The sequence below is a fragment of the Aliivibrio sp. EL58 genome (assembly GCF_900312675.1).
GTDB lineage: Bacteria > Pseudomonadota > Gammaproteobacteria > Enterobacterales > Vibrionaceae > Aliivibrio.
Window position 1 is genome coordinate 1,041,636 of record NZ_OMPC01000001.1, and the last position, 26,521, is coordinate 1,068,156.

Sequence of the window (26,521 nt, forward strand, 5' to 3'; positions counted from 1 at the left end):
TTAAATATATAGTCACAAATAGTGAATTTATATTTAATTTGTTTTATGCAGTAGCAAAAGGAATATCGTTATGGAACAGACAGACATTACCTCCCTTATCCCCATCGTAATTACGCTCTTAATCTCATTGACTACTCGAAATGTGGTGGTTGGTTTATTTGCTGGCGTACTTAGTGGCGTTGCTATGCTAAATGGTTTATTTACGCACCTTGATCCACTCGAAACTTTTGGTGTGATGGTTAAAAGCTATATATCACCGCAATTAACAGACAGTTATAATGCGGGTGTCATTGTATTACTTGTCTTCATCGGTGGTTTTGTTGCTTTAATGGAGAAATCTGGTGGAGGCTATGCCTTTGCTGATAAAGTGACCATTTGGGTGAGAAGTAAATTTCAAGCACAAACCTCAGCATGGCTAGGTGGTATTGTGATTTTCTTTTCTGATTTAGGCACACCTTTAATTGTAGGTCCCGTTTTTCGTCCTCTTTTCGATAAACTAAAAATCTCTCGTCAAAAACTGGCTTTCATTATTGATTCAACCTCATCTCCTGTAGCTATTTTGATCCCATTTATTGGTTGGGGCGTGTATATCATGGGGTTAATTCAAAAAGAATTTCTGGCTCTAAGCGTGACAGACATTAGTGATTGGGATGCTTTTATTGGTGCGATCCCATTTCAATTCTATGCAATATTAGCTATTGGTATTGTTCCACTTGTGGCGTTTAAAAAATTAGATTTTGGTCCTATGGCTAGAGCTGAACAAGCGGCAGAGCAAGGTAATGCTCACGTATCATCTGATGTATCGAAAGAAATATTTACGCATAAAAATGCAAAGGCATCGTTTGTATGGGGACCATTACTTGTTATGGGGATTGTACTCTGCTCAATGCTAGTTCCGTTAGGGTTCCCATTTGAAAAGGTATCTGGCTCAGTTTTCCGTTCTGCTCTATCGACGGCGTACTTCTTTGCAGCGGCGACATTAATTGGGTTAATGGCACTTTATAAAGTTAGAGGTTGGTCTGAAGGTATTTCAGTTTATATGAAGGGCATGGGTAACATGATGCAAGTGGCTATCATTTTAATCCTAGCGTGGTCATTAAGCTCTGTAGGCAAAGAATTAGGTGCGGCAGCTTATATTGCAGAGCAAGCGCAAAGTGGTTTTCCTCATTGGTTAGTCCCTGCAGTAGCGTTCTTGTTAGCGGCGATTATTTCGTTTGCAACCGGATCATCATGGGGAACGTTCGCTATAATGATGCCTTTGGTTATTCCAACAGCCATTGCTATTGATGCGCCTTTATATGCGAGTATCGGTGCGGTTTTATCTGGCGGCTTATTTGGTGACCATTGCTCTCCTATTTCGGAAACGACTATTTTGTCTTCGACAGGGGCAGGTTGTGATCAGTTTGAACACTTCAAGACTCAGTTGCCATACGCATTATTGAACGGTGGGATTGCACTAATCAGCTTTGTTATTGCAGGTTTTGTTGAGAATGTCTTGATCTTTGTTTTTGCCTTGTGTGTTCAAGTTGCTCTTGTGTTTACATTAGCAAAAATAGCAACAGAGAAAAATAAATACACTGGCAAAGAAAGTGAAGCATTCTAGTGATTTAACCAGGAATAATGATTAGATAATTACCGGAATGGGTATGACAAATATGCATCATGATTAGAAAGCAAAGAGCGACCAATAGGGTGGCTCTTTGTTTTATCGCTAAGTGTTATTAAAGAAAAAGATAGAATGCTGTGTTTTGCTACAAATTGTTTAAATAACCTGCAATCAATTAGTTAACAGTAAAAAAGGGCTTTACCTTAGCGCTCAGTGTGGCATTATCTATCTCGTTCGACGATGTGCGTACATCGTATAATGGCTATTACCTCAGCCTTCCAAGCTGATGATGCGGGTTCGATTCCCGCTGTACGCTCCAATCTCTTTTTATCCTCCTCAAGAGATTGTATCTGTTTTAAAATTCCAACTTATTGAAAATTAAGCGCTTAATAGCGTGCTTTACCGTATCTGGCGTTTGAGGGGCAAATTAGATCTAATGGACACACACTCTATTTTTCCCAGATCGTTTGGCTTGGTAAAGTGCTTTATCAGCTCGTAATAAAGTCGCCTTATAATCTTCATCTTGAATATGGTTCGTCACACCAATACTGACCGTGAGTAAGCGATCATTAAGGGTTTCTTTCCAATCGTTATAGGCGATAGCTAGGCGGCAATTTTCTGCTACCTCATGCCCATATTGTCGATCATTTGACATGACAACAATGATAAACTCTTCGCCACCATATCGAATTGCATAATTATCTGGCCCAATTGTGTTCTGTAATATTTTTCCTACAACTTTTAAGATCACATCACCCGTTAGGTGAGAGTATTCATCATTGATTGATTTAAAATTATCAATATCGATAATTAGAAGCTGATACTTAGCCATGGTTGATTTTACTTCCTTTATAAAGGTAGTTTCAAACCAACGGCGATTATAGAGCTTGGTTAAACTGTCATGAAAGACGTCTTGTTGAAGCTTTGCTACGGTATCTTTTTGTTGAACAGACGCTTTTTTTAGTTGGATGTTTTCAGTTTCCGATATATTTAACCGAAGTTGTAGTTCTAAGCGGCTTAGTCGTCGTAAAGAGTGCTCACCAAGTTGGTTAATTGGAAAATTATCGATGATTTCAGTTGTTAGTTTATGCGATTCTTTTTCGCACTTTAGCGCTTCAGAAAAGCACATACAGCTGGCTAATGCATCGCTCTTAATATCCAGTAATTGGCGTATATAATACCCTTGTGAGTACTTTCTGGTACGTTTTAATTGCTGAGATATAAGGACATCAGCGAGATCGCCTCTTTTAAGTTGAATAAGGCAGTAGGCTGCCTCAATGGAGAAAAGTTTACTTAACCATGGGGATGAATGAAGATTGTTATATTCTTTACGAAAAGAAACTAACGTATCAAGGGCTGCTTTTGATTCGTTCTGTAACCTTAATAGCTTTGCGGTATACAGTTTTACTTGTGCGGTAAGTGACAAATCATCTGAAACATATTGAATGACTTTACACTCATCTAAGACGATTTTTGCTTTTGACAAACGATTAAGGTCAAGCAAGCAAGCAATAGTATATAAACGATAGCGTAGTGAGAGATTATTACTTTTTATCGTTGAACTTAATGATTCTAGTTTTTGGTAGTAGCGTAATGCTTTAAGGTGATCACCATAAATAGAACATAAATTTCCAATCCCTAAAATCGATTGGATATAATATTCATGGTCGCCAAACTTCACTGCTAGATTAGACAGTGATGATAAATGATCTAACGCTTTTTGATATTCACCAATATCAGTGTATCGATAAATAAGAGCAGAATAGATCTGCAACATCAATTTATTGTCTTGTGGCAGCGACAAAAGCAAGAGAGCCCGTTGCAAATGCAAAATACTCTGCGTGGTGAGATTAAACTCAACCTCCAATTCAGAGCACATTAATAATGCGTAGGCTTTTTCAGTATCAGACTCAGTAAATTTTTCAACAATAAGTTCCCAAAGCTCTAACGATTGTTGAGAGTTGAGCTTCATGAGGTCAATGCCCTGATCGGCAATTCGAACTAAAAGAGTATCCATTAAAACACCACTTGAGAGTCAAGATGACTGGGTGAGAAGTCAGGCTGAGATCCCCACTGATGTAAATTAAAGTAATTCACAGAAGGGATCGAAGAGTTTAAAGAATAACGATGCCAAGGGTAGCTTGAAAACAGCGACGATAACGAATGCACTATTTCTTGTGTTCTTTGCTCATTTTCATTAATTAATAGTGAAACCTCAGTCTTACTAATACGAGTCATGCTGTCACCATGCTTGCAGTAATGATGACCTAATAATATGAGATTATTAATTTTATCTTCAGACGGATCCGTTATCGTGATCAAGTGATAATCCATATTAGTAGAATGAGAAAGCAATGATTTAACATGTTGTTGCCATTTATCAAGAGGCAACAAATAGGTGAGTGATGATATGGAATTAAATTCCAACTGAATCTCAATACGTTGGATTAATTTTTTAGCACGTCTTTCAAGTTGTTCTTTAGATGAGCGAGTTTTATCTCTGCCTAAACTGTTTGTTTGCTCTTGAATGAGTGAAACTTCATACTGACGATAACGTTTATAAGAATAAAGGGCATGCTCATAATCTTGCGTTAACTCAGCGATACGAGATTGCTCAAGACAGATTTGAGATCGTAACTCTCCTTTATCAAATTGATGTGCAATCACTTCAGCTTGAGTCAGTAGATCGTAAGCATGAGCATAATGAGATTGGGCTGAGGCAATTCGTGCTAAGCTAATAGCAGAGTGAGCCTTCATCCAGACTAAGTTATGCTGTTGAGCTGTTTGATGTGCGTAGCTGCAACATTGGTGTGCTGAATTTAAATCATTTAAGCCTAAAAATGCCAATCCCCTAAAATCGTAGACTTCAGATTTCCATGTGAGATTATTACTGTTACTTAGCAGCTGTTCAGCTTTAAATAAGACCGGCAACATAGCCTGATAATCTTGCAGTAAATAACAGTCCCACGCATAGAGAATAAATGCTTTTGCTTCTAGGTGGGGAATTCGATAATAATTGGCTCGTTGAGCGGCGATATTGTGAGCTGATTTTGCGTTTTCTAAACTATTGGTCATCCGCCAAATGTTGCCAAGCCCAATTAATGACTCAACCTCAACTTTATTATTACCAAGTAATGAGGCTTGCTCTAGAGCTTGTATCCAATATTGCTGTGCAGAATAAAGCTTAGCTTGCCCCCAAGAGTGAAGAGCGAGATTATGTAGAATACTCGGTAACAAATCATCGTTATCTAGCTCTTGGTGAAGTGTTAATAAATCTTTTGCAATAGCAAAGCCTGCTTGATACTTAAGTAAATGCCAAAGAGACGTTGAAATAATTAATTTTGAGTATGCTATACCATATTTAAAGTGTAGTGCTTCTGAGAGTAATAATTGTTGTTCTGCGCCTAGTTTGGCTTTCTCTGCATCTTCTTCGACAATTAAGTCTAGTGCATTGAGACTAGATGTGATGTTATTTTGGGATTGTTTCACTGCGTCCTTCCTAGTTGACATCAATATAATATCGCTAATGTATTGATGTCACGAACTTTTTATCAGATATGCGACTGAGTTAAAAGGAAGGAACGAAAAGTAAAAGAAGGGGGTTAATTATTCATTTTCAGCGAGATTCAATAAGGCCATTGCACAACTCACACTGGTTGCAAGAACATCAATAACGCCGGTTCTCAGTGCTCCCATAATTGACAATGCTTTGCGACTTTCACTCGCCATAGCAATAACATTTGAGATTTGGCGAAGATCTTCCATTTCAAGTCCAATCACTCGGCCGCGCATTAAAGTATCCGCGTTTGAGCCATCTAACTTAAAGAAATCAAAACCGCCAATATCACCGACAATGCCATCATTAAGGCGTGCTTCAACAAATTCTTTTGGAGTAAAGAAGCCTAGTTTAACCATATGGCTGTTCTCGTCCATATCACCAATACCCACTAAAGCAAATTCGGCTTTACGTGCTTGATTTAATGTCTCTTTAATCGTGGTGTGTTCCATAAAAGCAGAGCGTAAGCTTGGGTCATTTACGTAAGCGGGCGCATACAGAGTTTCACTACTGCCACCGTATTTTTTGGCTAAGCGACGGCAAATGTGATCGGCATTAATAATATCACCACTACGATGTGTGCCCCCAATAGCAGAGACAAAACGCGCATTACGGTGAGATACAATACCCGCGTGATCAGCAACGGCTGCCACATTTTGGCCTTGGCCTACAGCGACTGCCATATCTTCTTGTAAGTTATTGTTTAAATATGAACTTACGAGAGCGGCAACTTGTTTACGTTGTTCGTCAGTATTTGGCTGATCTAATGAAATAAGTGCGCGTTTCAAATTAAACTTTTCAACTAATTTTTGTTCAAGCTGAGCACTGTAAACAGGGTGAAACTTAACGGTAATCTCAACAATGCCTTCTTCGCGTGCTTTTCTAAGCATACGACCTACTTTGGCGCGAGATAAACCAAATTTTTTCGATATCTCTTCCTGAGTCGCTCCTTCTTGATAATAAAGAATAGAAATTTCAGTAAGAATATCTGTGTTTTCAGTTTGATCTTGAGAAAGCAATGGAGGCATATCGTTTCCTAACTTAATAATTCGGCAAGAGTGATTGGTTTAGAAATCAATCCAAGCTTTTGTGCTGGCGTAGAGCCAAGTTTATCTTGATGACAGAGATTATGCCACGCTCTGAAAATATCGAGTAGTGGAAGTAAACTTGCTGGGCGTAGTTTTCGTCTTGGTTCATTCACTAAGCTAGTGAATTGGGTATAAAAACGCTCTTGATACTCTTTAGCCTTTGTTGCTGAAGCACGTTTTAACCAATAGACTTCATTGTTTTCAGCACCGTTAAGATGGCAAATGCCTTTATGTAGGCCATTTAGTTCTGTAAAAGCCCAACGGTCACGCCACCAACCAACAAGGTGTATATCAATTTTTTCACCACTTTGCTCAAGAGGAAAAGCAGAGTCCTGAGTGACATATAAGAGATCAATACTGTTTTCTTTAATGCGATTTAAAAATACCGACATTGCAGCCGAGCGCAGCATTGGCTCTTGAGGCATATACAGTTCAATGGATTCACAGTGTGAGAAAGCTCGTTGAATTTCTAAAAAATGAGCATAAGAAGTATAGGGTGGTCTAATTAATGCCCCTTTTGATGGATAATTTAATGAGACGTAATTACCTAATGGATCTTCCACGTTTGCTCTAGCTAAGATCTCTTGATACTTAGCATCAACACGCTTAAAAATTGATTGTTCGGTTACTGCGCTTTGAGAGTTAGCTTCCCCAATAAAAGCAGTCGGTAAAAATTGAGCATCATCATGAAAAGGGTCATGATCAAGCTGAGTTCCAGGCTTATGAGATTCTGAATAATTGATGTGTTGCGCTATTACGTAACCTGAATTCATTTCTGCAGTGGTGTACCAAAATACGCCATTATTACTTAATGGTTGTAAAGGTGTCGCATTTGAAGCCAGCTGGATCTCAGTTCTATCGTGTTGTAATCGAGTGTCAAATAAGGACATATGACGACGGCAGCGATTGGCAATCTGATTGATATGATCGTAAAAGGTTTTAGGATTTATATGTAAACGACGGCAAATTTCACGTACTGAATAACCAGTAAATAAAAAACCTAAAATCTTTTGTTGGATTAGACTTTTTTGATTCTCACCAGACCACTTATCTACAAACGTAGACGCGCATGATTTACAGCGATAGCGTTGACGATCACCACTGTAACCAAAGGCATGATAAAGCTCTCGATGTGTTAAAACATCAAGACCAAAATGGTCACAATCTGAATTATTACAAGAGGGCAATGAGTGAGATTGAACAGAGTCTTGACGAGCAAGTTCATTCAATACTTCATTGTTATTGATTAAGGGAGGAAAAGCACCACATTTCCTGCAAACTAATGCTGGTCGCTTAGGGTTAGTGCGTTGAACTAAATAATGTTGTTCATCGCTATCACCAAAATTGTCACACGCCAATGTTTTACAAAAATTGAGTTGTAACCCTTTAGCAGCCAACGGCAGTTTTTCGGTCGGCACTAGACGCCCCTTATAGATTTATAGCGCCAGACCTTTCTGGCGCAAACATAATTACAGTTTAATCGCTGTTTCTAGCGCAACTGTCATCATGTCGTTGAATGATTTTTGACGATCTTCAGAGCTTAATTTCTCACCGCGTTTGATGTGGTCTGAAACCGTTAGAATAGTTAGGGCTTTTGCACCTAAATCTGCGGCTACACCATAAATGCCTGCCGCTTCCATATCAACACCAAGAATGCCTAATTTTTCCATTTTGTCGAACAGATCAGCTTCTGGAGAGTAGAAAAGGTCAGCAGAGAATACATTACCTACTTTTACAGGTACGTTTAACTCACGCGCTTGAGCAACGGCTGTTTCTAACAGACCGAAATCAGCGATAGCTGCGAAGTCGTGGTTGTTGAAACGAATACGGTTTACTTTTGAATCAGTTGATGCACCCATACCAATAACAACGTCCATTAATTTAACGTCATCATGCACTGCGCCACAGCTACCAACACGAATTACGTTCTTCACGCCGAACTCTGCGATTAGCTCATGAACATAGATACAACAAGATGGAATACCCATGCCGTGGCCCATTACCGATACTTTTTTACCTTTGTAAGTACCAGTGTAACCAAACATATTACGCACATCACATACTTGAGTAACATCTTCTAGGAAGTTTTCAGCAATGAATTTTGCGCGTAGTGGATCACCTGGCATTAGAACTGTTTCTGCGAAATCACCAAGTTGAGCATTAATGTGTGGGGTAGCCATAATAAGGTCTCCGGTTCTCAAAAGTTAAATATAATTCAGTGTAACTAAAAATGTTGAACAATCTTGTTCGTTATGTGGCTATTTTATGCCTATATTTTAAGGTGTCATGAGATTAAGGTCACATTTTACCTTAGATCTTACATTATTTTTGCTATTGATAACTAAATCTGTTGAAAGCAAAGGAGCAATCGCAACCTTTTGCGTGTCTTAGCTTTAATACAGTCATGGAGTTTCTTTAATCAAGAACCTCAATTAGATTGAACTTAGGATTATCTAAGAGGATGATGCAAAAACGAAACTTCTCTTATCTCGTGATTATAAAAGTGAGTGAATTGGATGAAAGCAAAAAATAAACAATATGCAGTGATTGGGTTAGGTCGTTTTGGGCTAACGGTATGTGAAGAATTACACCAATACGGTTCACAAGTGCTGGCTATTGATATAAATGAAGAGCGAGTTAAAAAGGCCACTGATTTTGTATCCACAGCAATCGTTGCTAATTGTGCTAATGAAGAGACGATTTCTGAATTGAAACTCGATGAGTACGATATGGTGATGGTCGCGATTGGCTCTGATATTAATGCGAGTATTTTAACGACACTAGTGCTTAAAGAGGCAGGTGTTAAGACGGTTTGGGTAAAAGCGAACGATAAGTTTCATGCTAAAATTCTGACAAAAATAGGGGCTGACCATATTATCCTCCCAGAAAGAGACATGGGGATCCGCGTGGCAAGAAAAATGTTAGATAGACGCGTATTTGATTTTCATTTGTTGGGGAGTGGGTTAGCAATAACCGAGATCGTGATTGGTGGTGATAATATGGGGAAATCATTAGGACAGCTAGATTTTTGCAAAATGTCTGAGGTGAAAATACTTGCGATTAAACGTGGTCCTGAAATCATGACCGCACCGGAGCACAGTAAAGAGCTTGAAATCGGAGATATTCTTATTATTGTTGGGCCAGAAGAAAAATTGGCGCAAAAAATTAAAACATTATGAATTACTTACCAAAGCGTGGATTGTTTCCATTAAAGAATAACCAAAAAGCAAAAGAGTGGTCTGAACCAAGGATCATCCTTTTCTCATTTTTGGCTATTCTTTTACCTTCTGCATTGCTGCTTACTCTGCCAGTATTCTCTGTTTCTGGCTTGAGTTTCATGGATGCATTATTTACAGCGACCTCGGCAATCAGTGTAACAGGGCTTGGTGTGGTCGATACCGGCTCTCACTTTACGATAAGCGGAAAAATCGTTTTAATGTTTCTGATGCAAATAGGCGGCCTTGGACAAATGACCTTGTCTGCGGTTTTACTTTATGTATTTGGTTTGCGTTTAAGTTTGCGTCAACAAGCATTGGCAAAAGAAGCGTTAGGTCAAGAAAAGAAAGTGAACCTACGTAAGTTGATAAAAAGTATTATCTGCTTTGCTTTAGTCGCAGAGCTGATAGGTATGATTATTCTCTCTTTTCGTTGGGTTCCTGATCTTGGTTTAGCAAAAGGCTTATTCTATGCCGCGTTCCACTCTATCTCGGCATTTAATAACGCTGGGTTCTCTTTATTCTCAGATAGCTTAATGGGTTATGTGGGGGATCCGTTGGTTATTTTTACTTTATCGTGTTTGTTTATTGGTGGTGGTTTAGGTTTTACCGTTATCGTCGATTTAGTTAAAAACAGCTCAAAAGGGTTTAGTCGTCTCCAATTGCATACAAAAATAATGGTTATTGCAACGCCAACACTATTAATTATTGGTACCTTATTTTTCTATGTACTTGAATATAATAACCCAAGCACATTAGCGTCATTATCTGCAGGTGATAAATGGTTAGCCGCCTTCTTTCAATCAGCAAGTGCTCGTACTGCCGGCTTTAACAGTGTGGATTTAACTCACTTCACGCAACCTGCGTTGTTTATTATGATCATATTGATGCTAATTGGTGCTGGCTCAACCTCTACTGGTGGGGGCTTAAAAGTGTCGACCATTACCGTTGCGGCCGTTGCCACTTGGACTTTCTTACGTCAGAAAAAGCATGTAGTGATGTTTAAAAGAACCGTGAGTTGGCCGATTGTGACTAAATCTCTGGCGATTATTGTTGTGAGTGGATCGTTGCTTTCAATTGCTATGTTTTCATTGATGCTGACTGAGAATACTGGGTTTGATAAGGTGATGTTTGAAGTAATTTCAGCCTTTGCTACCGTTGGTTTAACGGCGGGCTTAACCGCTGAGCTGTCAGAACCTGGCAAGTTTATTATGGTTATCGTGATGATTATAGGTCGTATCGGGCCATTAACTTTAGCCTATATGCTTGCAAGGCCAGAAACATCGCGAGTGAAATACCCTGAAGAGAATGTGTTAACGGGTTAACGCTAGAAACATCATAAGCAGTATATAGAGGGCATCAACTTAGAGTGGATGCCCTTTTTTGTTATTTATTCACCCAATTATCTGCTCAGTCTAATCGATACTAATTAACGGGCAGTTGTTCAATTTTTACTGTTTGTGTAGGGAAAGCAATCTCGGCATTGTGTTGAGCGATAATGTCACCAATTTTGATCAACACATCTTGCTTCACTTCATGGTATTCAATCCAATTAACCGTTTTGGTAAAGGTATATACCAATAGATCCAAAGAGGATGGGCCAAAGCCATTAAAATTGACGATTAATGTTTGATTAGAATCGATATCATTATGATTAATTAACATCGTTTTTATGTCACTTACGATCAGCCCAATGTTACTTATGTCATCGTAACGAATACCAATATCTTCTTTGATACGACGATTCAGCATTCTTGATGGGTTCTCTACCACGATATTACTGAATACAGAGTTGGGTACATAAAGAGGGCGTTTATCAAAGGTTCTGATCACGGTCATACGCCAACCAATACGTTCAACCGTTCCTTCTAAAGAGCGATCAGGCGATCGGATCCAATCTCCTACTTTAAATGGGCGATCAAAATAGATCATCATGCCACCGAAGAAATTAGACAGTAAATCTTTGGCTGCTAAACCGACAACTAAGCCACCGACACCGCCAAAGGTTAATAATCCAGATAAACTTAATCCCATACCTTGCATTAAAGAAAGGATGCCGAGTGATATAAAGATTAATCGGATTACTTTTCCTACCGCAAGGACGGTGGTCTCATCGTGCTTAGGGTTTATAAGAACTTGCTTCTCGATAAGAGTAGTGAGGCGTAATGCAGACCAAATAAAACTCCAGACAAGAATAAATATTTGTAATTCAGGTAACCAAGTCGTACTAAAATGCGTGTGAGTGGTCAACAATATCTTGAGAGAAGCGGTCGCTGGCCATAACCAAATGACTAAGGTTATAGGAGATGAAATAGCTGTGAAGACAGCGTCATCCCAAGGGAGTTGGGTTTTGGCTGCAATATGGTGAAGGCGCTGAACAATAACGCGCCAAGATAACCATAGAAAAGCACTAAATAAAGAGATCACGATTATGTTTTGTGCCCAATCGTGATCTTTAAATTCTAATAGGGTGTTCCACCAATCAAGGAAACGAGTCATTGATAGATCTCTTTTATTTAAAAAAGATAGCTTATCACTTCGCCTGCCCAAAAAAAGTAGATAAGGAAAAATATCACTGCAAAAATTCCCCATGCAATGGCAGCATGTTTCATTTTTGGACTATTTCCTGTGAACTCGGCATATCCTGTCAACATTGGCTTAATTAAATTAATCCCTTTGAGTCGATAAAAGAAAACCGCGGCAATGTGTAAGCCTATAAACCCAAGAAGAACATCAAAGTTTTGATGATGTATTTGAGTTAAAAATCCACTTACATCATAACTAACTAATGAAGCCAAAGGGCCTTCAGAAAGGATATCATCATTACTGAATAATCCAGTGACTAATTGTAATGTGAGTAAGAGGAATAGCCCTAGTACCATGTAACCGCCAGCAGGGTTATGGCCAATAGAGTGGGATAATTGCCCTTTTTTCTCTAACGATAAGTAATTAATCGCTTTTTTAGGTGAAGTGATAAAGTGAGAAAACCTTGCGGTGTCACTACCAATAACTCCCCAAATAATTCTTGTTCCTAATAAGGCCATTAGAAGGTAAGCAAGAGTGAAATGCCACTCCATCAAACCTTCTTCTGCAGTATACCAAAGAGAGCCAAGTAAAATGACTTGGCTCCAATGATAAACCCGGACAAAACTATCCCAGATTTTCATATTTATCCTTCGACTATTCTATCTAATTATTTTGCTTTGTAATCTGAATGGCACGCTTTACAGTTTTTCACCGCTTTTCCAAAAGCTTTACGGATCGCTGCTTTATCACCGCTATCTGAGATACTAGCTAGGGCTGCAGTATCTTCTTGAAATTGCGCTAGACGAGCTTCAAAATCAGGAAAGTTTGTCCATACCTTAGGTAGGGCATTAGTTTTTCCCTTATCAGATCCTTCTACATAGAAAGCATCAAGCGGCATTAAAGAAAGTTGAGACAATTGATTGGCACGTTTAGAAAAAATAGCGTCACTCCAATCAGTTTTACCTTTAACCATTTCGCCCATTTCACTCACGTTGCCAGCGATCATCGTGAATGCAGCTTGACGGTATTTTATTGCTTTGTCCGCTTCGTTAAAAGTGTGGGCTAAAACAGATGTTGAAGCCAAAAGAGTCGATGCGATAACCAGTGTTTTAATTGCTTTCATGTTGAGACTTCCTTGAATTGTAATTATTTTAAGTCACTATTATATGAAATGATGGATAAAAGAAGTAGTTACTTATCACAACATTTACACATTCTTTACACTTAATGTAGAGGATTATCAAAATTCAGTGGTTATTTGATTGCTGCAACAAAAAACAAAGTGCGTATAATGACAGTGTTATTTTTTAAGTAGGCTTGTTAGTTTTTATGCGAATTTTAAATATTACAACGCATCCGGATCTAGAACGTTTAGATAATAAAAAAATCCTTCAACGTAATGCGACGCGCGCGATTGTTTTAAAAGGAGAAGACATACTTCTTCTATATACAGAGCGCTATCATGATTACTCATTACCTGGTGGTGGTATTGATGATGGTGAAGATGTCATTGCAGGCTTAGTTAGAGAAATTGAAGAAGAAACGGGCGCTAAAAATATTTCAAACATCGAACCATTTGGTATTTATGAAGAGTTTCGCCCTTGGTACAAGCATGAATGTAATGTTTTACATATGATTTCATACTGCTATACCTGTGATGCAGATAAAGATCTTGGTGAAACTAATTATGAAAGCTATGAAATCCGTAATGGAATGAAACCAGTGTGGATTAATATTCATGAAGCAATTGCTCACAATGAAGACATTATTGCGAACAGTGAGAAAAAAGGCATGAGTATTGAACGTGAGACCTTTTTACTTCACTTGATCGTAAAAGAGCGTTTACATGTTCAATAAAGAACAGATCCTAAAGTTAACTCAGATGAAAATGCCTTTTGGTAAGTATGCAGGGAGAGTGCTGATTGATCTTCCGGAAGAGTATCTTTTATGGTTTGATCGAAAAGGAGGCTTTCCTGACGGGGAATTAGGAGAGTTAATGGCGTTATGTTTAGCAATGAAAATTGAAGGGCTAGATGAAGTTATTCGTCCTTTAAAATATCGTAGATAACGGCAATAGCAATAAATAAGAAGCATGAATAAATGAGTTATTTATGCTTCTTATTTCTTTATTTGTACTGAGATTCACCTTCTTTAGCTCGTTGAAAATCATCTAGTAATTCATCAGAGGCATCATTAAGTAGATAATTTAGCGCAGAGCAAAAGCTGTTAGTCTCATTATAAACTTCACGAGAGCGATCGATATGGCGCTCAGCCGTTCTTCGCACTTGAGGGGTATTTTGAGAGTTACTGTATTGAACTTGTTGATCAAACACTTCTTTTACGTATTTTTGTTTACAAATATCTTCATTTTCAGGTGTAGCGACAATATCAGCCAGAGATGGAAATGAAATAAATGCGAATAATAAGGCATGAAAATGCTTTTTTATCATGATGTTATGTACCTTATGTTGAATTGTTTTTTCATTTTTACTTTCACGCTATGTTGAGCTTGGCGATTATAAGAAAATAATTGCATCTTGTCTTTGGGTAATCACTTTATTTATGAGTTTGGTACGTAAAGATATATAGACTGTGCGATATAATTACTTACTCATTATGTTGATTTTTCGATCTGTATCACTGTAACTCTGAGGTCAGAAAACTACTATAAGTTCACATAACGGAGAATATAATGATTAAGAAAACAACGATTGCACCACAAGGCCCTGAATTTTCAGAATTAGTTCAAGGTTACTGGAGACTTTCTGAATGGGAAATGACACCAACACAACGATTAAATTTCTTAAAACAACACATTGAATTAGGTATTACAACCGTTGATCACGCTGATATTTATGGCGGCTATCAATGTGAGCGTTTATTTGGAGAGGCTTTAGCGTTAGAACCTTCAGTTCGTGACCAAATTGAAATCATCACTAAGTGCGACATTAATTTATGTACTTCAGATTTCCCAAACCGAAAAATAAACCACTACGATACCTCAAAAGAACACATTGTTAACTCAGTTAATAACTCACTTTCTCGCCTTAATATTTCTGAAATTGATGTACTCTTGATCCATCGCTTAGATGTATTAATGGATGCAGATGAAGTAGCCGATACATTTAATCAACTGCAGAAAGAAGGCAAAGTTAAGCATTTTGGTGTTTCTAACTTCACACCAAGCCATTTTGATTTATTGCAATCACGTCTTGATAAACCATTAGTGACGAATCAAGTTGAGATTAACCCACTTAATTTTGAAGTGGCGTATGATGGTACGCTTGACCAACTGCAAATGAATCGTATTAAGCCAATGGCATGGTCGTGTTTAGCGGGAGGAGAGATCTTCTCTGGACACTCTGAGCAAGCGATTCGTGTTCGTAAAGTCCTTGAAGAGCTAAAAGAAGAGGTGGGGGCTAAGAACATTGATCAAGTGATTTATGCTTGGGTGCGTAAGTTACCATCAAAGCCATTACCAATTATTGGTTCAGGTAAAATTGAACGTGTACAGGCGGCTGTTGATGCGATGGATATTAATCTAACTCGTGAACAATGGTATCGCGTGTGGGTTGAGTCAAAAGGCCACGGTGTGCCATAGAGAGAGTTCTCTGAATCAAACAGATACAAAAATGGGATGCTAATTGGCATCCCATTTTTATTTATGTTTTTAGTTAATTAGTATCGTAATTATTTAACTAACCATTCAATCGCTTCACCTGCACGAATTGGCACAACAAAGTCATTACCAAATGTCATTGTTTCAGGAGCGATCCACGCTTCTTTTACAAGAGTAATCGTATCTGTATTGCGAGGAAGGTTGTAAAAATCAGGACCGTTGAAGCTTGCGAATGCTTCAAGGTTTTCTAATTTACCTTCATTCTCAAATACTTCAGCGTACAATTCAATCGATGCGTGAGCAGTATAAGAACCAGCACAACCACAAGCCGCTTCTTTTTTGTCTTTCGCATGCGGTGCCGAGTCTGTACCGATAAAGAATTTAGAATTACCGCTTGTTGCTGCTTCAACTAAAGCTTGCTGATGGGTGTTACGCTTTAAGATTGGAAGGCAGTAGAAGTGAGGTTTAATACCACCAACTAACATGTGGTTACGGTTAAACAATAAGTGGTGTGCCGTAATTGTTGCTGCGACGTTTGGACCTGCGTTTTTAACAAAATCAACCGCATCTTTAGTTGTGATGTGCTCTAGAACGATTTTTAACTCAGGGAAATCATTAACGATAGGTGCTAATACAGTATCAAGGAAAGTCTTTTCACGATCAAAGATATCAACATCGTGTGTCGTTACTTCACCATGGATAAGAAGTAGCATGCCTTCTTCTTGCATCGTTTTTAATACAGGGTAAACCTTGCTAACGTCGCTTACGCCAGAATCTGAATTGGTTGTTGCGCCAGCTGGGTAAAGTTTAGCAGCAACAATATGGCCTGTTGCTTTTGCTTTGCGGATCTCATCTGAGGTTGTTTTTTCTGTTAAGTATAAAGACATGATTGGAGCAAAAGTATCAGATGGGTTTACTGCTTGAATGCGGTCACGGTAACTAAGAGCTTGTTCCGTGGTTGTTACTGGTGGAACTAGGTTTGGCATAATTAATGCGCGGCCATTGTAACGGCCAGAATCACGTACAGTGTCAGTTAATACGTCACCATCACGTAGATGTAAATGCCAATCATCAGGACGAGTAATTGTTAAAGTTGTCATTTGCTGCTCCCACCAGAAAAAGAAATAAGAGCCTAAGAATTATCGAGTTAATCGTTTGCTTAGGCGGAAGGATTCTAAAGCAAAATGGCTAAAACAAATAGGATAAAGTAAAAATTAGTAACAAATTTGACTTAAAAGCTAAAAGAAAAGACAATGTGTGCAAAATTTATACAGTAAGAAAATAGCGAGAAGTTATGAAAAAGAGTAAAAAAGAAGTGTTACCAGCTTCTGAATTTGAGCATGGTAGAGGTAAAATTAAAGATAACGCCTTAAAAGCAATTGTCACCAGCCCCTTATTTACAACAAGGGTCATGAAAGCTAAAAAAGGAAAGGGGAGCTTTGCTCGTAAAGAAAAATATAAAGGGTTTAAAGAGCCCTATTCAAAAGCAGCGTAAGTTTTTGAATAGGGCTTTTGTGATCTAGGTTCGATTTTTATGGCTATTCGAACAAATATCCACCATTTAACTTGTTGAAATGAAAAAAGATCTTTACCTCAGCGCTCAGTGTGGCATTATCTATCTCGTTCGACGATGTGCGTACATCGTATAATGGCTATTACCTCAGCCTTCCAAGCTGATGATGCGGGTTCGATTCCCGCTGTACGCTCCAATCTCTTTTTATCCTCCTCAAGAGATTGTTCCTGTTTTAAAATCCCAATTTATTGAAAATCAGCGCTTAATGGCGTGTTTTGTTGTATCTGGCGTTTGGTATAAATCTAACTATTCGCTTTGTTTCTTGCTCTAACTCATTTCCCATATAATTATTTGAATACACTTGTTCTGATGGATTTAATAAATAGGGTACTAATATTGTTTATAAAAAAGCCCCCAGTTTTAAAAGCTGGGGGCTTTTTGTTTTAGTGAATGATGCTACTAGATTTTATCTAGGCTTTTCATTCATATTATTGAGGGCTAAGACCTAATTGCTCTAGTACTAGTTTAAAGTTAGCACGACGCTCTTTCACGTTATGAACTTCACCAGTAGAACACACTAAATCAGGACAACCACGGTTTACGATACCAGAAACATCATCGATAAAGTCAGTGCCTTTCATACCGCTATCAACATATTTCTTAAGCTCGTTGTGGTAGTTCCAGTTACCGTACTGACCAGACTCATCAGGGTAGGCTTGTACTGAAGTAACCCAGTAGAATAGACCTGCAATCCACTTGATTTCTTTGTTCTCTTCAGAGCTACAAATTAAGCCTGGGTTTGAACAGAAATCTAACTCAGCGTATAACGGGTTCTTTGGTGGTGCTTCAACAACAACACCATCAATTGTTTTACCAATTGTCTCAGGATCAACGTGTGAGCGGCCTAAGTAATGGTTAAGCGTACCGAAGTTTTGACGACCAGTAGTTTGAATTACACCACGGCCCCACCAACCACAACCTTCAACGTCAGCTTGGCTGCTGCCATCCCAAATAAAGCTACCTGCTTTTTGCTCTACGTATGTTTTACATGTATCACGTTCCCATACTTGCTTAGATGTATCTACAGAAGTAGGTACGTCGTTACAATGACCGCTGTTAGTCCAACGACCAACGCTACCGTTAACAAGCAAACCGCGCTCTTCAAGCACTGCATTTGGAGCAGCAAATACTGGAGCTGGAGCACCGTACCATTTAGCGTGAGTTAGTGCACTTACTTCCATTTTGTTATCACGAGGACAAGAGTAAGCGTGATCTAAACCAGAAACAGGATTTACACCGTAATCTGCATATTTTTGACCAAGTTGACCACAGCTCGCTGACATTGGGTAATCTGTTGCAGCACCGTATCTAATCTCAGCCCAGTTGTTTTCATCACATGCGTTGTAACGAATCGTTTCTTGCATACTTTGTGCTAAGAACGCAGCAATCGCTACTTTCGCGTATTTGATGTTGGTTGCATCATCAACGTTTTCATCTAGTAGCCAGAACTTGTTACCAGCAACACCAACATTATGCATTGCATTCAGACCAGTCATGAAGTCAGTCCACTTATAAACAGTAGACGGAACCCATTGTGATTCAGGTGTTTCGTACAAGAATGCGGTATTGTTCATCGTATTTTCAGCGTCAGCCAATTCACGGTTCAACGCATCAATGATAGTTAATTGACCATTTTCTGTTGATTCACCAACATAGTACAGTGGCATTTTAGCTTTTTTGTATTCTTCGATTTCAGCAGTTAAGTTTGCTGTATCTTTATCAAATACGATAGCAAATACGTTGCTGAATGCAGCTTTACGCACTTGTGGTTTGCTTGCATTATCACCCATGAAATAAGCAGAAGCTTGATCCGTAGGGATATTGTTTAACATTACAGGCGTTTTAACAAAGTCAGAAACTTGTTTAACGTACTCTAGTGCATTGTGCCATTGCTCGCTATTTAGTGCTGCTGTTGAGCTTGACTTAGTGAATGCAATGAAATCAGCTTTAGTTGCAACATCTGCTTTGAACAACTCTAGTTTGTCTAATAGATCAGCGCTGTAGTTTGATGCTTTATCCCATACAGATTGTCTGCCAGAGTGAGTATCAAATGCGAAATCACCAATGCTTAGAGACCAACCGTAGTTTGCTTCTGGTGCTAGCGTAGAGATGATTAGGTGATGCGCATTAGCCCAGCCTTTCAAGTCATTGCTAAGAGCGTTGATATCATCGATGTCAATCTTGTTGCCAGTGATGTCCATCGCTTGTGTTAGCGCTTCTTTAACCGCAATGCTGTTTGAAGATAATGCTTTATCTTGCGTTGCTTGATCAAGAACATCAGTGTTGATGATGATTGATGCAGAGCCAGCTTGTGCAGCTGCATTAATGATAGATACAAACGTGCTTGTAAGCTTACCTAAATCGGCTAAATCAGCGCTGTTGCTTGCTTCAATAGTTAGCATTGCTGGTGCCGCAGACGATGGACTAGCAACAACTAACGTGTTTGGCCAACCAGCGACTTCTAGACGAACTGGATCCATTGGGTTCGGTAGAGAAAGAAGCGGTGCTGTACCCGGTTCTGTACCATCACAATTTAGATGAAGTGCCCATGAATCATCGCTACCAGGAACAGACTTAGTCCAGTAGATCGCAGAGTAAGCGATGTTTTTATTAACCATAATGTCACCGCCAGTCGCGTGATCACCACGTGTCCAGTCAGGGTAAACATTAAAGTCTTTACATAAGTCACCTGGAGTTACAGGCGGCTCTACAGGTGGCTCAACCACATCTTCTTCAACAGTGATTTTTACACTTGCTGTAGATGAAAGATCTTGAGCATCAGTAGCGATAGCTTTCAGTGTTACGTTACCAGCTTGAGTAGGCTGAAAATCACACGCAAAAGTGTTGGTATTCGCAGTGTCAAACGAACAGATTTCTTTGTTGTTTGCAGTAACAACCAGCGTTGCTAAATCGTTATCAGCATCTGTTGCATTAACAGAGATAGCAACGCTTTCTGTTACGTTGATTGCCGAGCCGTTTGTTGGAGTAACAAACTTAACTACAGGTGCAACGAAATCTTCAGTTACTTCAGCTTCTACAACAACAGATACTGATTTTTGTTCGATTTTTTGGTTATTTTTATCGAATACAAATACGTTAATTGTCGCATTACCTTCTTTACTTGGTGTCCAAGTTTGAGAGTATTGAGTGTTGTTTTGGTTTACTGTTTTTTCAGCAAGTTTGGTGCTGTTTGCCCAAAATTCAACTTTAGCGGCTAAGTTACCATCAACGTGAGCAGTAATTGAGGTTGCTTCGTTAGCTGTTAGTACTTGGCCTGTCGTCGGAGCAAGGATCGATAGTTCAGTGATCTCAGGCTCAGGATTTACAGGTTCGTCAGAACATTCTGTTAGTGACCAGAACCAAGAACTAGCACTTGGCGTTTCCCATACACCCGGATTATTTTGCGCAATAAAACACTGGTTGTCATAAGAAACCACATCACCATTTGAAACCTGAGTTTTACCAGGAATAAATAGAATAACATCGCCTAAATCAGGATCTGGAGTTGGGTCAGGATCTGGCGTCGGATCGGGATCCGGTGTTGGCTCTGGATTAGGTTCGCCTGAGCATACTGCAGTATCCCAGAACCATGAATCTGCGGTTGGAGATTCCCATATGCCTGGGTTATTTTTGGCAACAAAACAGTCGCCATTGAAAGAAACCATCTCTCCATTTTGAACTTTTGTCTCACCTGGAACAAAAGTAACAATGTTAGACGTTAAATTTACATCAGCGGCATATAGGTATCCACTGAACATAACGCTAGTAATAGCGGCTGTTATTTTATTTATTTTTATCACTGCTTTTTCTTCTTTTTATTTATCTTATCTAGATAAATTTATTGTTATTAAAGGTGTGCGATGGGTGATGGCCTATCATTCATTCTACGCTTATACATGAGGTAGTAAGTTTGAATTCAACCCATTCAAAATTCATATACCAAAATTAAATTGATAGCTAAACTGAATTTTCGAGCATTCTAGTCAGAAGTAATCGAATGGATATAAATATTTATAAAATATGAGATCTTGCTTCTAAAATAATGATTGGTTTTAATGTTAGAATATGTTAAGTGTCTGTTTTTTGACGTAAAAGTCAGTTTTTTGTTGTTACTTCAGATTTTTAAGGGCGATTTTTTCATGTCAAATAAAGTGTATTTTTATTTTGAGATTTAATAGTAAGATTAAAAAAAACGGCCCATTTTAGATGAGTAACATGTAACCCCTTTTCTTAGTAGATTGTTTTTTGGTCTATTAGCTCTGCCAGTGATAATTTCAAACCATAAGCGCCATGAAGGAGACGAAAGTAAACGTCGACTTAGTGGTGACTGATCTTGTATATATTCGTTTTTAAATATGGTAATAACTTCTTGGGTATCAAATATACCTATAACTTTCATATTTATGGATGGGATATCAAATTCAAAATTTTCTTTTTCAATTGCCAACAGTGTTTCTTCTGCTTGCCAAAGATTAATCTTATCTCCACAAAACAGGGCGATGTTTAACGCCCTTAAAGACCACAAGCTACTTGCTGGACCACTGTAGTTATCGACTAATCTAGGGTCATCACCAAATATTCCTTGAGTAGGTATTCCTGCTTGTAATGCTCCGTTGGAAATAAAATATTTTAAATTGGTGCTAAAGGCTCTTTTTGCTTCTCCAATTGATATTGTTGAATTTTGTAAATCTACAGCAGCTAATAAAGGGACAGTAGCCGCTAATCTATAGCAGGCGCTTCTACCAAAAAATGGGAGGCCTTTAGTTGTAAAGAAATAGCGATAATTAGCAACTAAATCTGATAACGAGCTTCGAATGAAATCAGCATCAAATTCAGGCTCTATTTGGGTAAACCAATACAAACTGTAATGAAACGCCCATGCATTATAGTAATCATAATTGCCTTTAGCGCCATCACGAAACCATCCATCACCCACATAAAATTCTTTGATTCGTTGATATTTTTGGTATTGGATATGATTATCACCCGTAAGGTTTTTTAGAATGAGTTGTACTGTTAGAACAAATAAGTGCCAATTGTTATCTACTGTTTTACAGTGATTAACTTGTTTAAACCAAGTCGTAATTTGTTGCTTTTCAACATTAGAAAAATAGTCCCATACCCATTCTTTACTCATCCATAGAGCTAGAGCTAGATCTGCACTTTCACACGTTCTCTGATCGTAATCATGAAGTTGTCCCCAGAATCCTTTGTGGTGTGGGTTTGTTCCTGCAAGAAAAGCGTGGCGAAGAACGTCTGGCACATTAATTGGTTTTTTATTAAGCCCTATAATATAAGTATTTTCTTTACCATTTGCGTGTAGCCATGCAGCAAGAGTTGGTAATGTTCTACTTGTACCTTCCATGGCATCAATTTTTGCAGTTTGTTGGCTAGGTCTTCCTGGATAGTAGGCATGACTGAAATCCCATACAGAATAATGTATGAATGATTCTGATATATAACTTACTATGGCATTACATTGTGTTTTTAAATCAATAGTGTCATTTGAAAATAATTCTTTTATATAATCATCGTGCTGCGTATATTTTGATTTCTTATTTTTATATCTAATAACATTTTCTTTAACTGAGTTAATGTAAGTTATTATGGTTGGATGTTCATAAGCGATAAATGGTCGTTCTGTTTCTTGTATTTGTTTAGGCTCAAATGAAAACGGTTTTCTTTGGGGAATAGGGGGCATGATTAGTACAGCCTTTTTATTGTTCTAGTTATTTACTTTATGAAATTTTAAAGCCATCCAAGTAATGAACGGCTCTTTATAAGTAATTAAAGCATTGAGACAGATTTTACAAGAACTGCTAATTTGTCCCATTCATTATTATCTATTAATTCATTTGGTATCATCCAGCTACCGCCACAAGCAACAACGCTAGGTATGGCTAAATAACTGTTGATATTATTAAGATTAATCCCCCCTGTTGGCATAAACTGAACAGGGTATACAGCAGATAACGCTTTTAGCATTTCCACACCACCTGATGGCTCAGCAGGAAAGAATTTAACGGTGTGCAAACCTAATTGCATTGCTTTCTCTACTAGATAAGGAGAGTTTACACCTGCAATTATTTCGATTTTACGCTCTTGACTGTATTTCACTATTTCAGGGTTAATGCTAGGACTAACTAGAAAATCAACGCCAGATTCAATCGCTAAATCAACATGCTCTTTACGAATAACAGTACCAGCTCCGATTAGCATATCAGGATAAGCTTCACGCATATTCATAATCGCTTGTGCTGCATCTTCTGTTCTAAAAGTAACTTCCGCACAAGGTAAATCGTTTTCGACGAGAACTTTTGCAATCATTGCTGCTTTAGATGCATCTTTGATCGTAACAACAGGAACTACTTTAATTTTTGCTAGTTTTTCGTTTAAATTCATTTTGAACCTCAGATTGGCATAACAGATTTAGGGATAATAGCCCCGTGGTATTGAATAACGGTGCTTGCAAGTTGATGACCAGCAACCGCAGATTCAGAGCCGCTACAATCTAGTACTCGCTTAGATAGGTAGCCGGCACTAAAGGAGTCACCAGCAGCCGTAGTATCAATGACATTGGTTACTTTGACAGAGGGAATAAAAGATGTGTTATCAGAAGAGTAAACAATGCAATCATCCTTACCTCGTTTAATAATGATTTCAGATACACCTAAATCGATTGTACGATGCATTGCTTGGTCTGCGGTATCGTCTCCCCATAATAACTGCTCATCATCAAAAGTTAAGAAGGCGATATCAGTTAAAGATAATATCTTTGTATAAGCGGACTGGGCTTCAGACTGGTTATTCCAAAGAGTTGGGCGGTAGTTATTATCAAAGGCAATTTTTATACCTTTAGATTTACAATTTTCAAGGATAGAAAACAGTGCATCTCTACATTCAGAAGTAAGGATCGCAAGACTAATACCACTTAAATAAACAAGTTGGTGGGTCAATAAATCTGCCGTGATTTGAGATGCATTTTCACTCGTTATCCAATATTTTGCAGCGGAATCATTGCGCCAGTAGTTAAAGGTTCGTTCTCCTTCACTGTCTGTTTTGATTGAGTAAATACCATTATTTTTATCGGTAGATACTCTTACCATATCAGTGTTAATATTTTCTTTATTCCAGTCGTCTAGCATGTTTTCTGTAAAATTATCTTTACCAACACAAGTGAGATAAGAGACGCTAATATTATAGGATTCAAGTGAACGAGAAAGGTAAATTGCGGTATTGAGCGTATCACCACCAAATCCCTGGGTGACGATACCGTTAATCTCTTTTAACTCAACCATGCATTCGCCAATAATGGCAATATTTGTAATATCCATAAAATCTCTATTATGCAAAAGCCGACCGCTGAAGTCGGCTTAGGTATTGATCTATATTAGTTCAGAATAGAACGAACATAATCTACGATTTCTTGGTTTTCGGCATGATTAAATAAACACGCTTGAAAACGTTCACCCATAACTGCAGTTTTAACTAATTCAGGATCCATCGACTTTAGTGCGTCAATATAATTATCTTTAGCGACAGCAAGTTTAACTTGATTCAAAATAGCTGCATTTTGTTGTTGTGGAAGTGCGCGTTCAATAGGGTAGCCCTGCCCACGCTCACAGCCAGATAATAATACTTTTTCAAAAATATTACGGATGTTTAATTCTGCAGCCCAACCAAATCCTTTAGCAAACGCAAGAGCAAGTGCATTACCATTGTTGATTTGAGTAAATAAGAACGCATCAGATGGTTCAATAGCAAGACCACAAACAACGTTATGGTGAGCATTACAACTCATCATTGCACCTTGACCAGTACCACAGCCAGTAAATACAAAATCAACCGCTTTAGAAGCTAAAAGAATAGAAGCTTGGATGCCAAGGTGAATGTAAGTCAGATGGTGATCTTGGTCATCACACATGCCAACGTTAAATACTTCATCGTTACTTTGTGCTGTTACTGTAAGTAATTCATTTAAAACGATTGAGTTTTTAGCCGCTTGGCTATTTTCCATAGTTAATGCAATTTTCATTTTATTTCCAAATTATTTTCTAAGATCCGACTATCTTTATGTAATCGAATAATAGTGATTATGTTTACTGACATCGCAGTTATTTCTAAAAGAACGCCACCGATTGAGCCAATTAAAATATTATTAATTAACCAACATGCGGCACCAATAAAAAACCAACAACGCATTCTTATTCCGTCGAGCATAAATATCGCGTAACTACCAATTGCAGTTCCTATTAGAGGGAATAGTTGCCACATGTAATCGGTCGTTAAAATGCCAAATAGCAAGCTGGTACATACAAAGACAAATGCGATATAACCATTTCGAATAAAAATAGCTGTTGTGGTTCTCATTGCTGATAGCAAAGAACTGAGAGCCGATACTGTAGAGCCTAGTAATAAATAGTGAATCATATGGTTGATGTTTAAAGCCAACATAAGGAGCTTCAATCGTTTATCATTTTTTTGATAGAATGCGGCAATGCCTAAAACGAAACTGAGAAAACCTAATAGTTGGGCAAATGAGAAAACATCAACCAAATTGAGACTCATTAACGAGATAGCCAACCACCATCAACAGCAATTGTGTAGCCATTAATATAATCAGATGCTTTTGAGGCTAGGAATACACAAGCTCCTTGTAGATCTTCAGGTGTTCCCCAACGATTTGCTGGGATGCGTTCAAGGATAGCCTTGTTGCGTTCTGCATCTTCACGTAATGCTTGTGTGTTATTGGTCGCCATATATCCAGGGGCTATAGCGTTAACATTGACACCGTATTGACCCCATTCATTAGCTATCGCACGAGTGACCCCCATAACCGCACTTTTTGATGCTGTATATGATGGAACGCGAACTCCGCCTTGGAAAGATAGCATTGATGCGATGTTAATAATTTTGCCACCTTCACCTTGAGCGATGAATTGTTTTGCAACTGCTTGAGATAAGAAGAAAGTCGTTTTAATGTTGATGTTCATTACATCATCCCAATCGCTTTCTGTGAAATCAATTGCATCATTACGGCGAATAATGCCAGCATTGTTTACTAGAATATCAATGCGGCCGAACTCAGCAACCGCTTGTTCTACGATAGAATCAATAGAATCCATTGCCATTAAATTAGCACGAATATCAAAAAATTTACGACCGATAGCTTCGATTTTGCTCATAGTATCAGTTGGTTCAGTGATATTAACACCGATAATATCACAACCTGCCTCAGCAAGACCTAGAGCCATGCCTTGACCAAGACCAGTATCACAACCCGTTACGATTGCAACTTTGCCGCTTAAATTAAATGAATCAAGAATCATGGAATAACC

Annotated in this window: 24 protein-coding genes and 2 tRNA genes; 9 read left to right on the forward strand and 17 right to left on the reverse strand. The window is 38.4% G+C overall.

The genetic code is table 11. From position 1 onward, the window contains the following. Window positions 1-70: 70 nt before the first annotated feature. Together ED622_RS04525 and ED622_RS04530 are read left to right on the forward strand one after the other, a co-directional pair. Window positions 71-1,603, forward strand: coding sequence for a Na+/H+ antiporter NhaC family protein (locus ED622_RS04525; RefSeq protein ID WP_122032738.1), 1,533 nt, complete (start codon window positions 71-73; stop codon window positions 1,601-1,603). A 247-nt stretch (window positions 1,604-1,850) separates the two neighbouring features. Then, a tRNA-Gly gene (locus ED622_RS04530) sits at window positions 1,851-1,925 on the forward strand. Between the two features lie 114 nt (window positions 1,926-2,039). On the opposite strand, the gene ED622_RS04535 is transcribed toward ED622_RS04530, so the two are convergent. From ED622_RS04535 to deoD, 5 genes are all read right to left on the reverse strand, one after another. Further along, window positions 2,040-3,623 carry a diguanylate cyclase gene (locus tag ED622_RS04535; protein WP_122032739.1) on the reverse strand — a complete coding sequence of 528 codons (1,584 nt, stop codon included), beginning with the start codon at window positions 3,621-3,623 and terminating at the stop codon, window positions 2,040-2,042. Next, window positions 3,623-5,095: an ATP-dependent transcriptional regulator gene (locus ED622_RS04540; RefSeq protein ID WP_122032740.1), complete on the reverse strand. Its 1,473-nt coding sequence runs from the start codon at window positions 5,093-5,095 to the stop codon at window positions 3,623-3,625. Before ED622_RS04540 ends, ED622_RS04535 begins: the two co-directional genes overlap by 1 nt. A gap of 117 nt (window positions 5,096-5,212) precedes the next feature. Then, window positions 5,213-6,190 (reverse strand): sugar-binding transcriptional regulator, encoded by a 978-nt coding sequence (locus tag ED622_RS04545; RefSeq protein ID WP_122032741.1) that lies wholly within the window; start codon window positions 6,188-6,190, stop codon window positions 5,213-5,215. An 8-nt stretch (window positions 6,191-6,198) separates the two neighbouring features. After that, complete coding sequence (locus ED622_RS04550) at window positions 6,199-7,668, reverse strand: IS1 family transposase (RefSeq protein ID WP_122032742.1); 1,470 nt, start codon at window positions 7,666-7,668, stop codon at window positions 6,199-6,201. 51 nt (window positions 7,669-7,719) lie between these two features. Next, window positions 7,720-8,430: a purine-nucleoside phosphorylase gene (deoD, locus tag ED622_RS04555; protein ID WP_122032743.1), complete on the reverse strand. Its 711-nt coding sequence runs from the start codon at window positions 8,428-8,430 to the stop codon at window positions 7,720-7,722. Between the two features lie 336 nt (window positions 8,431-8,766). On the opposite strand from deoD, the gene ED622_RS04560 reads away from it, so the two are divergent. Continuing rightward, a complete protein-coding gene (locus ED622_RS04560) occupies window positions 8,767-9,429 on the forward strand; it encodes a TrkA family potassium uptake protein (RefSeq protein ID WP_122032744.1) in 663 nt (220 codons plus the stop codon). Then, window positions 9,426-10,790, forward strand: a complete 1,365-nt coding sequence (locus tag ED622_RS04565) for a TrkH family potassium uptake protein (RefSeq protein WP_122032745.1) — start codon at window positions 9,426-9,428, stop codon at window positions 10,788-10,790. Before ED622_RS04560 ends, ED622_RS04565 begins: the two co-directional genes overlap by 4 nt. Before the next feature lie 100 nt (window positions 10,791-10,890). On the opposite strand, the gene ED622_RS04570 is transcribed toward ED622_RS04565, so the two are convergent. The 3 genes from ED622_RS04570 to ED622_RS04580 are packed head-to-tail and all read right to left on the reverse strand — an operon-like array spanning window position 10,891 to window position 13,114. Continuing rightward, window positions 10,891-11,964, reverse strand: coding sequence for a mechanosensitive ion channel family protein (locus ED622_RS04570; protein ID WP_122032746.1), 1,074 nt, complete (start codon window positions 11,962-11,964; stop codon window positions 10,891-10,893). 17 nt (window positions 11,965-11,981) lie between these two features. After that, entirely contained in the window at window positions 11,982-12,632 is a 651-nt protein-coding gene (locus ED622_RS04575; protein WP_122032747.1) for a cytochrome b/b6 domain-containing protein, read from the reverse strand. A gap of 26 nt (window positions 12,633-12,658) precedes the next feature. Beyond that, the gene (locus tag ED622_RS04580; RefSeq protein WP_122032748.1) at window positions 12,659-13,114 is read right to left on the reverse strand and encodes a cytochrome c; all 456 of its coding nucleotides are present in this window, start codon (window positions 13,112-13,114) and stop codon (window positions 12,659-12,661) included. 206 nt (window positions 13,115-13,320) lie between these two features. On the opposite strand from ED622_RS04580, the gene ED622_RS04585 reads away from it, so the two are divergent. Next, entirely contained in the window at window positions 13,321-13,848 is a 528-nt protein-coding gene (locus ED622_RS04585) for an NUDIX hydrolase (RefSeq protein WP_122032749.1), read from the forward strand. Then, entirely contained in the window at window positions 13,838-14,059 is a 222-nt protein-coding gene (locus ED622_RS04590) for a DUF3820 family protein (protein WP_122032750.1), read from the forward strand. Before ED622_RS04585 ends, ED622_RS04590 begins: the two co-directional genes overlap by 11 nt. A gap of 58 nt (window positions 14,060-14,117) precedes the next feature. Here the strand turns inward: ED622_RS04590 and ED622_RS04595 are convergent, their stop codons facing one another. Continuing rightward, complete coding sequence (locus tag ED622_RS04595; protein WP_254052580.1) at window positions 14,118-14,441, reverse strand: hypothetical protein; 324 nt, start codon at window positions 14,439-14,441, stop codon at window positions 14,118-14,120. A gap of 242 nt (window positions 14,442-14,683) precedes the next feature. Here ED622_RS04595 and ED622_RS04600 point away from each other — a divergent pair, with 242 nt between their 5' ends. Further along, entirely contained in the window at window positions 14,684-15,592 is a 909-nt protein-coding gene (locus ED622_RS04600) for an aldo/keto reductase family oxidoreductase (RefSeq protein WP_122032751.1), read from the forward strand. Window positions 15,593-15,681: 89 nt separating this feature from the next. Here ED622_RS04600 and pyrC read toward each other — a convergent pair whose 3' ends face one another. Next, a complete protein-coding gene (gene pyrC, locus ED622_RS04605; protein WP_122032752.1) occupies window positions 15,682-16,710 on the reverse strand; it encodes a dihydroorotase in 1,029 nt (342 codons plus the stop codon). A gap of 194 nt (window positions 16,711-16,904) precedes the next feature. Between pyrC and arfA the strand changes: the two genes are divergently transcribed. Next, window positions 16,905-17,105: a ribosome alternative rescue factor ArfA gene (gene arfA, locus ED622_RS04610; RefSeq protein WP_122032753.1), complete on the forward strand. Its 201-nt coding sequence runs from the start codon at window positions 16,905-16,907 to the stop codon at window positions 17,103-17,105. Between the two features lie 139 nt (window positions 17,106-17,244). After that, window positions 17,245-17,319: transfer RNA gene (locus tag ED622_RS04615), tRNA-Gly, on the forward strand. A 292-nt stretch (window positions 17,320-17,611) separates the two neighbouring features. On the opposite strand, the gene ED622_RS04620 is transcribed toward ED622_RS04615, so the two are convergent. From ED622_RS04620 to kduD, 7 genes are all read right to left on the reverse strand, one after another. After that, window positions 17,612-20,983, reverse strand: a complete 3,372-nt coding sequence (locus tag ED622_RS04620) for an Ig-like domain-containing protein (RefSeq protein ID WP_162922450.1) — start codon at window positions 20,981-20,983, stop codon at window positions 17,612-17,614. Between the two features lie 383 nt (window positions 20,984-21,366). Then, window positions 21,367-22,884 carry a DUF2264 domain-containing protein gene (locus ED622_RS04625; protein ID WP_122032754.1) on the reverse strand — a complete coding sequence of 506 codons (1,518 nt, stop codon included), beginning with the start codon at window positions 22,882-22,884 and terminating at the stop codon, window positions 21,367-21,369. A gap of 86 nt (window positions 22,885-22,970) precedes the next feature. Next, window positions 22,971-23,585, reverse strand: a complete 615-nt coding sequence (locus ED622_RS04630) for a bifunctional 4-hydroxy-2-oxoglutarate aldolase/2-dehydro-3-deoxy-phosphogluconate aldolase (protein WP_122032755.1) — start codon at window positions 23,583-23,585, stop codon at window positions 22,971-22,973. A gap of 8 nt (window positions 23,586-23,593) precedes the next feature. Further along, entirely contained in the window at window positions 23,594-24,517 is a 924-nt protein-coding gene (locus ED622_RS04635) for a sugar kinase (protein ID WP_122032756.1), read from the reverse strand. A gap of 56 nt (window positions 24,518-24,573) precedes the next feature. Further along, window positions 24,574-25,218, reverse strand: coding sequence for an RpiB/LacA/LacB family sugar-phosphate isomerase (locus ED622_RS04640; RefSeq protein ID WP_122032757.1), 645 nt, complete (start codon window positions 25,216-25,218; stop codon window positions 24,574-24,576). Further along, window positions 25,215-25,751, reverse strand: a complete 537-nt coding sequence (locus ED622_RS04645) for a YgjV family protein (RefSeq protein WP_122032758.1) — start codon at window positions 25,749-25,751, stop codon at window positions 25,215-25,217. Before ED622_RS04645 ends, ED622_RS04640 begins: the two co-directional genes overlap by 4 nt. After that, complete coding sequence (kduD, locus tag ED622_RS04650) at window positions 25,751-26,512, reverse strand: 2-dehydro-3-deoxy-D-gluconate 5-dehydrogenase KduD (protein WP_122032759.1); 762 nt, start codon at window positions 26,510-26,512, stop codon at window positions 25,751-25,753. The genes ED622_RS04645 and kduD overlap by 1 nt, the downstream gene beginning before the upstream one ends. Window positions 26,513-26,521 lie beyond the last annotated feature (9 nt).

Bases quoted from the DNA above. Each gene is read 5' to 3' on its own strand.
- ED622_RS04525 (WP_122032738.1), top strand. From the start codon at position 71: ATGGAACAGACAGACATTACCTCCCTTATCCCCATCGTAATTACGCTC.
- ED622_RS04535 (WP_122032739.1), bottom strand. From the start codon at position 3,623: ATGGATACTCTTTTAGTTCGAATTGCCGATCAGGGCATTGACCTCATG.
- ED622_RS04545 (WP_122032741.1), bottom strand. From the start codon at position 6,190: ATGCCTCCATTGCTTTCTCAAGATCAAACTGAAAACACAGATATTCTT.
- deoD (WP_122032743.1), bottom strand. From the start codon at position 8,430: ATGGCTACCCCACACATTAATGCTCAACTTGGTGATTTCGCAGAAACA.
- ED622_RS04560 (WP_122032744.1), top strand. From the start codon at position 8,767: ATGAAAGCAAAAAATAAACAATATGCAGTGATTGGGTTAGGTCGTTTT.
- ED622_RS04565 (WP_122032745.1), top strand. From the start codon at position 9,426: ATGAATTACTTACCAAAGCGTGGATTGTTTCCATTAAAGAATAACCAA.
- ED622_RS04570 (WP_122032746.1), bottom strand. From the start codon at position 11,964: ATGACTCGTTTCCTTGATTGGTGGAACACCCTATTAGAATTTAAAGAT.
- ED622_RS04575 (WP_122032747.1), bottom strand. From the start codon at position 12,632: ATGAAAATCTGGGATAGTTTTGTCCGGGTTTATCATTGGAGCCAAGTC.
- ED622_RS04580 (WP_122032748.1), bottom strand. From the start codon at position 13,114: ATGAAAGCAATTAAAACACTGGTTATCGCATCGACTCTTTTGGCTTCA.
- ED622_RS04585 (WP_122032749.1), top strand. From the start codon at position 13,321: ATGCGAATTTTAAATATTACAACGCATCCGGATCTAGAACGTTTAGAT.
- ED622_RS04590 (WP_122032750.1), top strand. From the start codon at position 13,838: ATGTTCAATAAAGAACAGATCCTAAAGTTAACTCAGATGAAAATGCCT.
- ED622_RS04595 (WP_254052580.1), bottom strand. From the start codon at position 14,441: ATGATAAAAAAGCATTTTCATGCCTTATTATTCGCATTTATTTCATTT.
- ED622_RS04600 (WP_122032751.1), top strand. From the start codon at position 14,684: ATGATTAAGAAAACAACGATTGCACCACAAGGCCCTGAATTTTCAGAA.
- pyrC (WP_122032752.1), bottom strand. From the start codon at position 16,710: ATGACAACTTTAACAATTACTCGTCCTGATGATTGGCATTTACATCTA.
- arfA (WP_122032753.1), top strand. From the start codon at position 16,905: ATGAAAAAGAGTAAAAAAGAAGTGTTACCAGCTTCTGAATTTGAGCAT.
- ED622_RS04625 (WP_122032754.1), bottom strand. From the start codon at position 22,884: ATGCCCCCTATTCCCCAAAGAAAACCGTTTTCATTTGAGCCTAAACAA.
- ED622_RS04630 (WP_122032755.1), bottom strand. From the start codon at position 23,585: ATGAATTTAAACGAAAAACTAGCAAAAATTAAAGTAGTTCCTGTTGTT.
- ED622_RS04635 (WP_122032756.1), bottom strand. From the start codon at position 24,517: ATGGATATTACAAATATTGCCATTATTGGCGAATGCATGGTTGAGTTA.
- ED622_RS04640 (WP_122032757.1), bottom strand. From the start codon at position 25,218: ATGAAAATTGCATTAACTATGGAAAATAGCCAAGCGGCTAAAAACTCA.
- ED622_RS04645 (WP_122032758.1), bottom strand. From the start codon at position 25,751: ATGAGTCTCAATTTGGTTGATGTTTTCTCATTTGCCCAACTATTAGGT.
- kduD (WP_122032759.1), bottom strand. From the start codon at position 26,512: ATGATTCTTGATTCATTTAATTTAAGCGGCAAAGTTGCAATCGTAACG.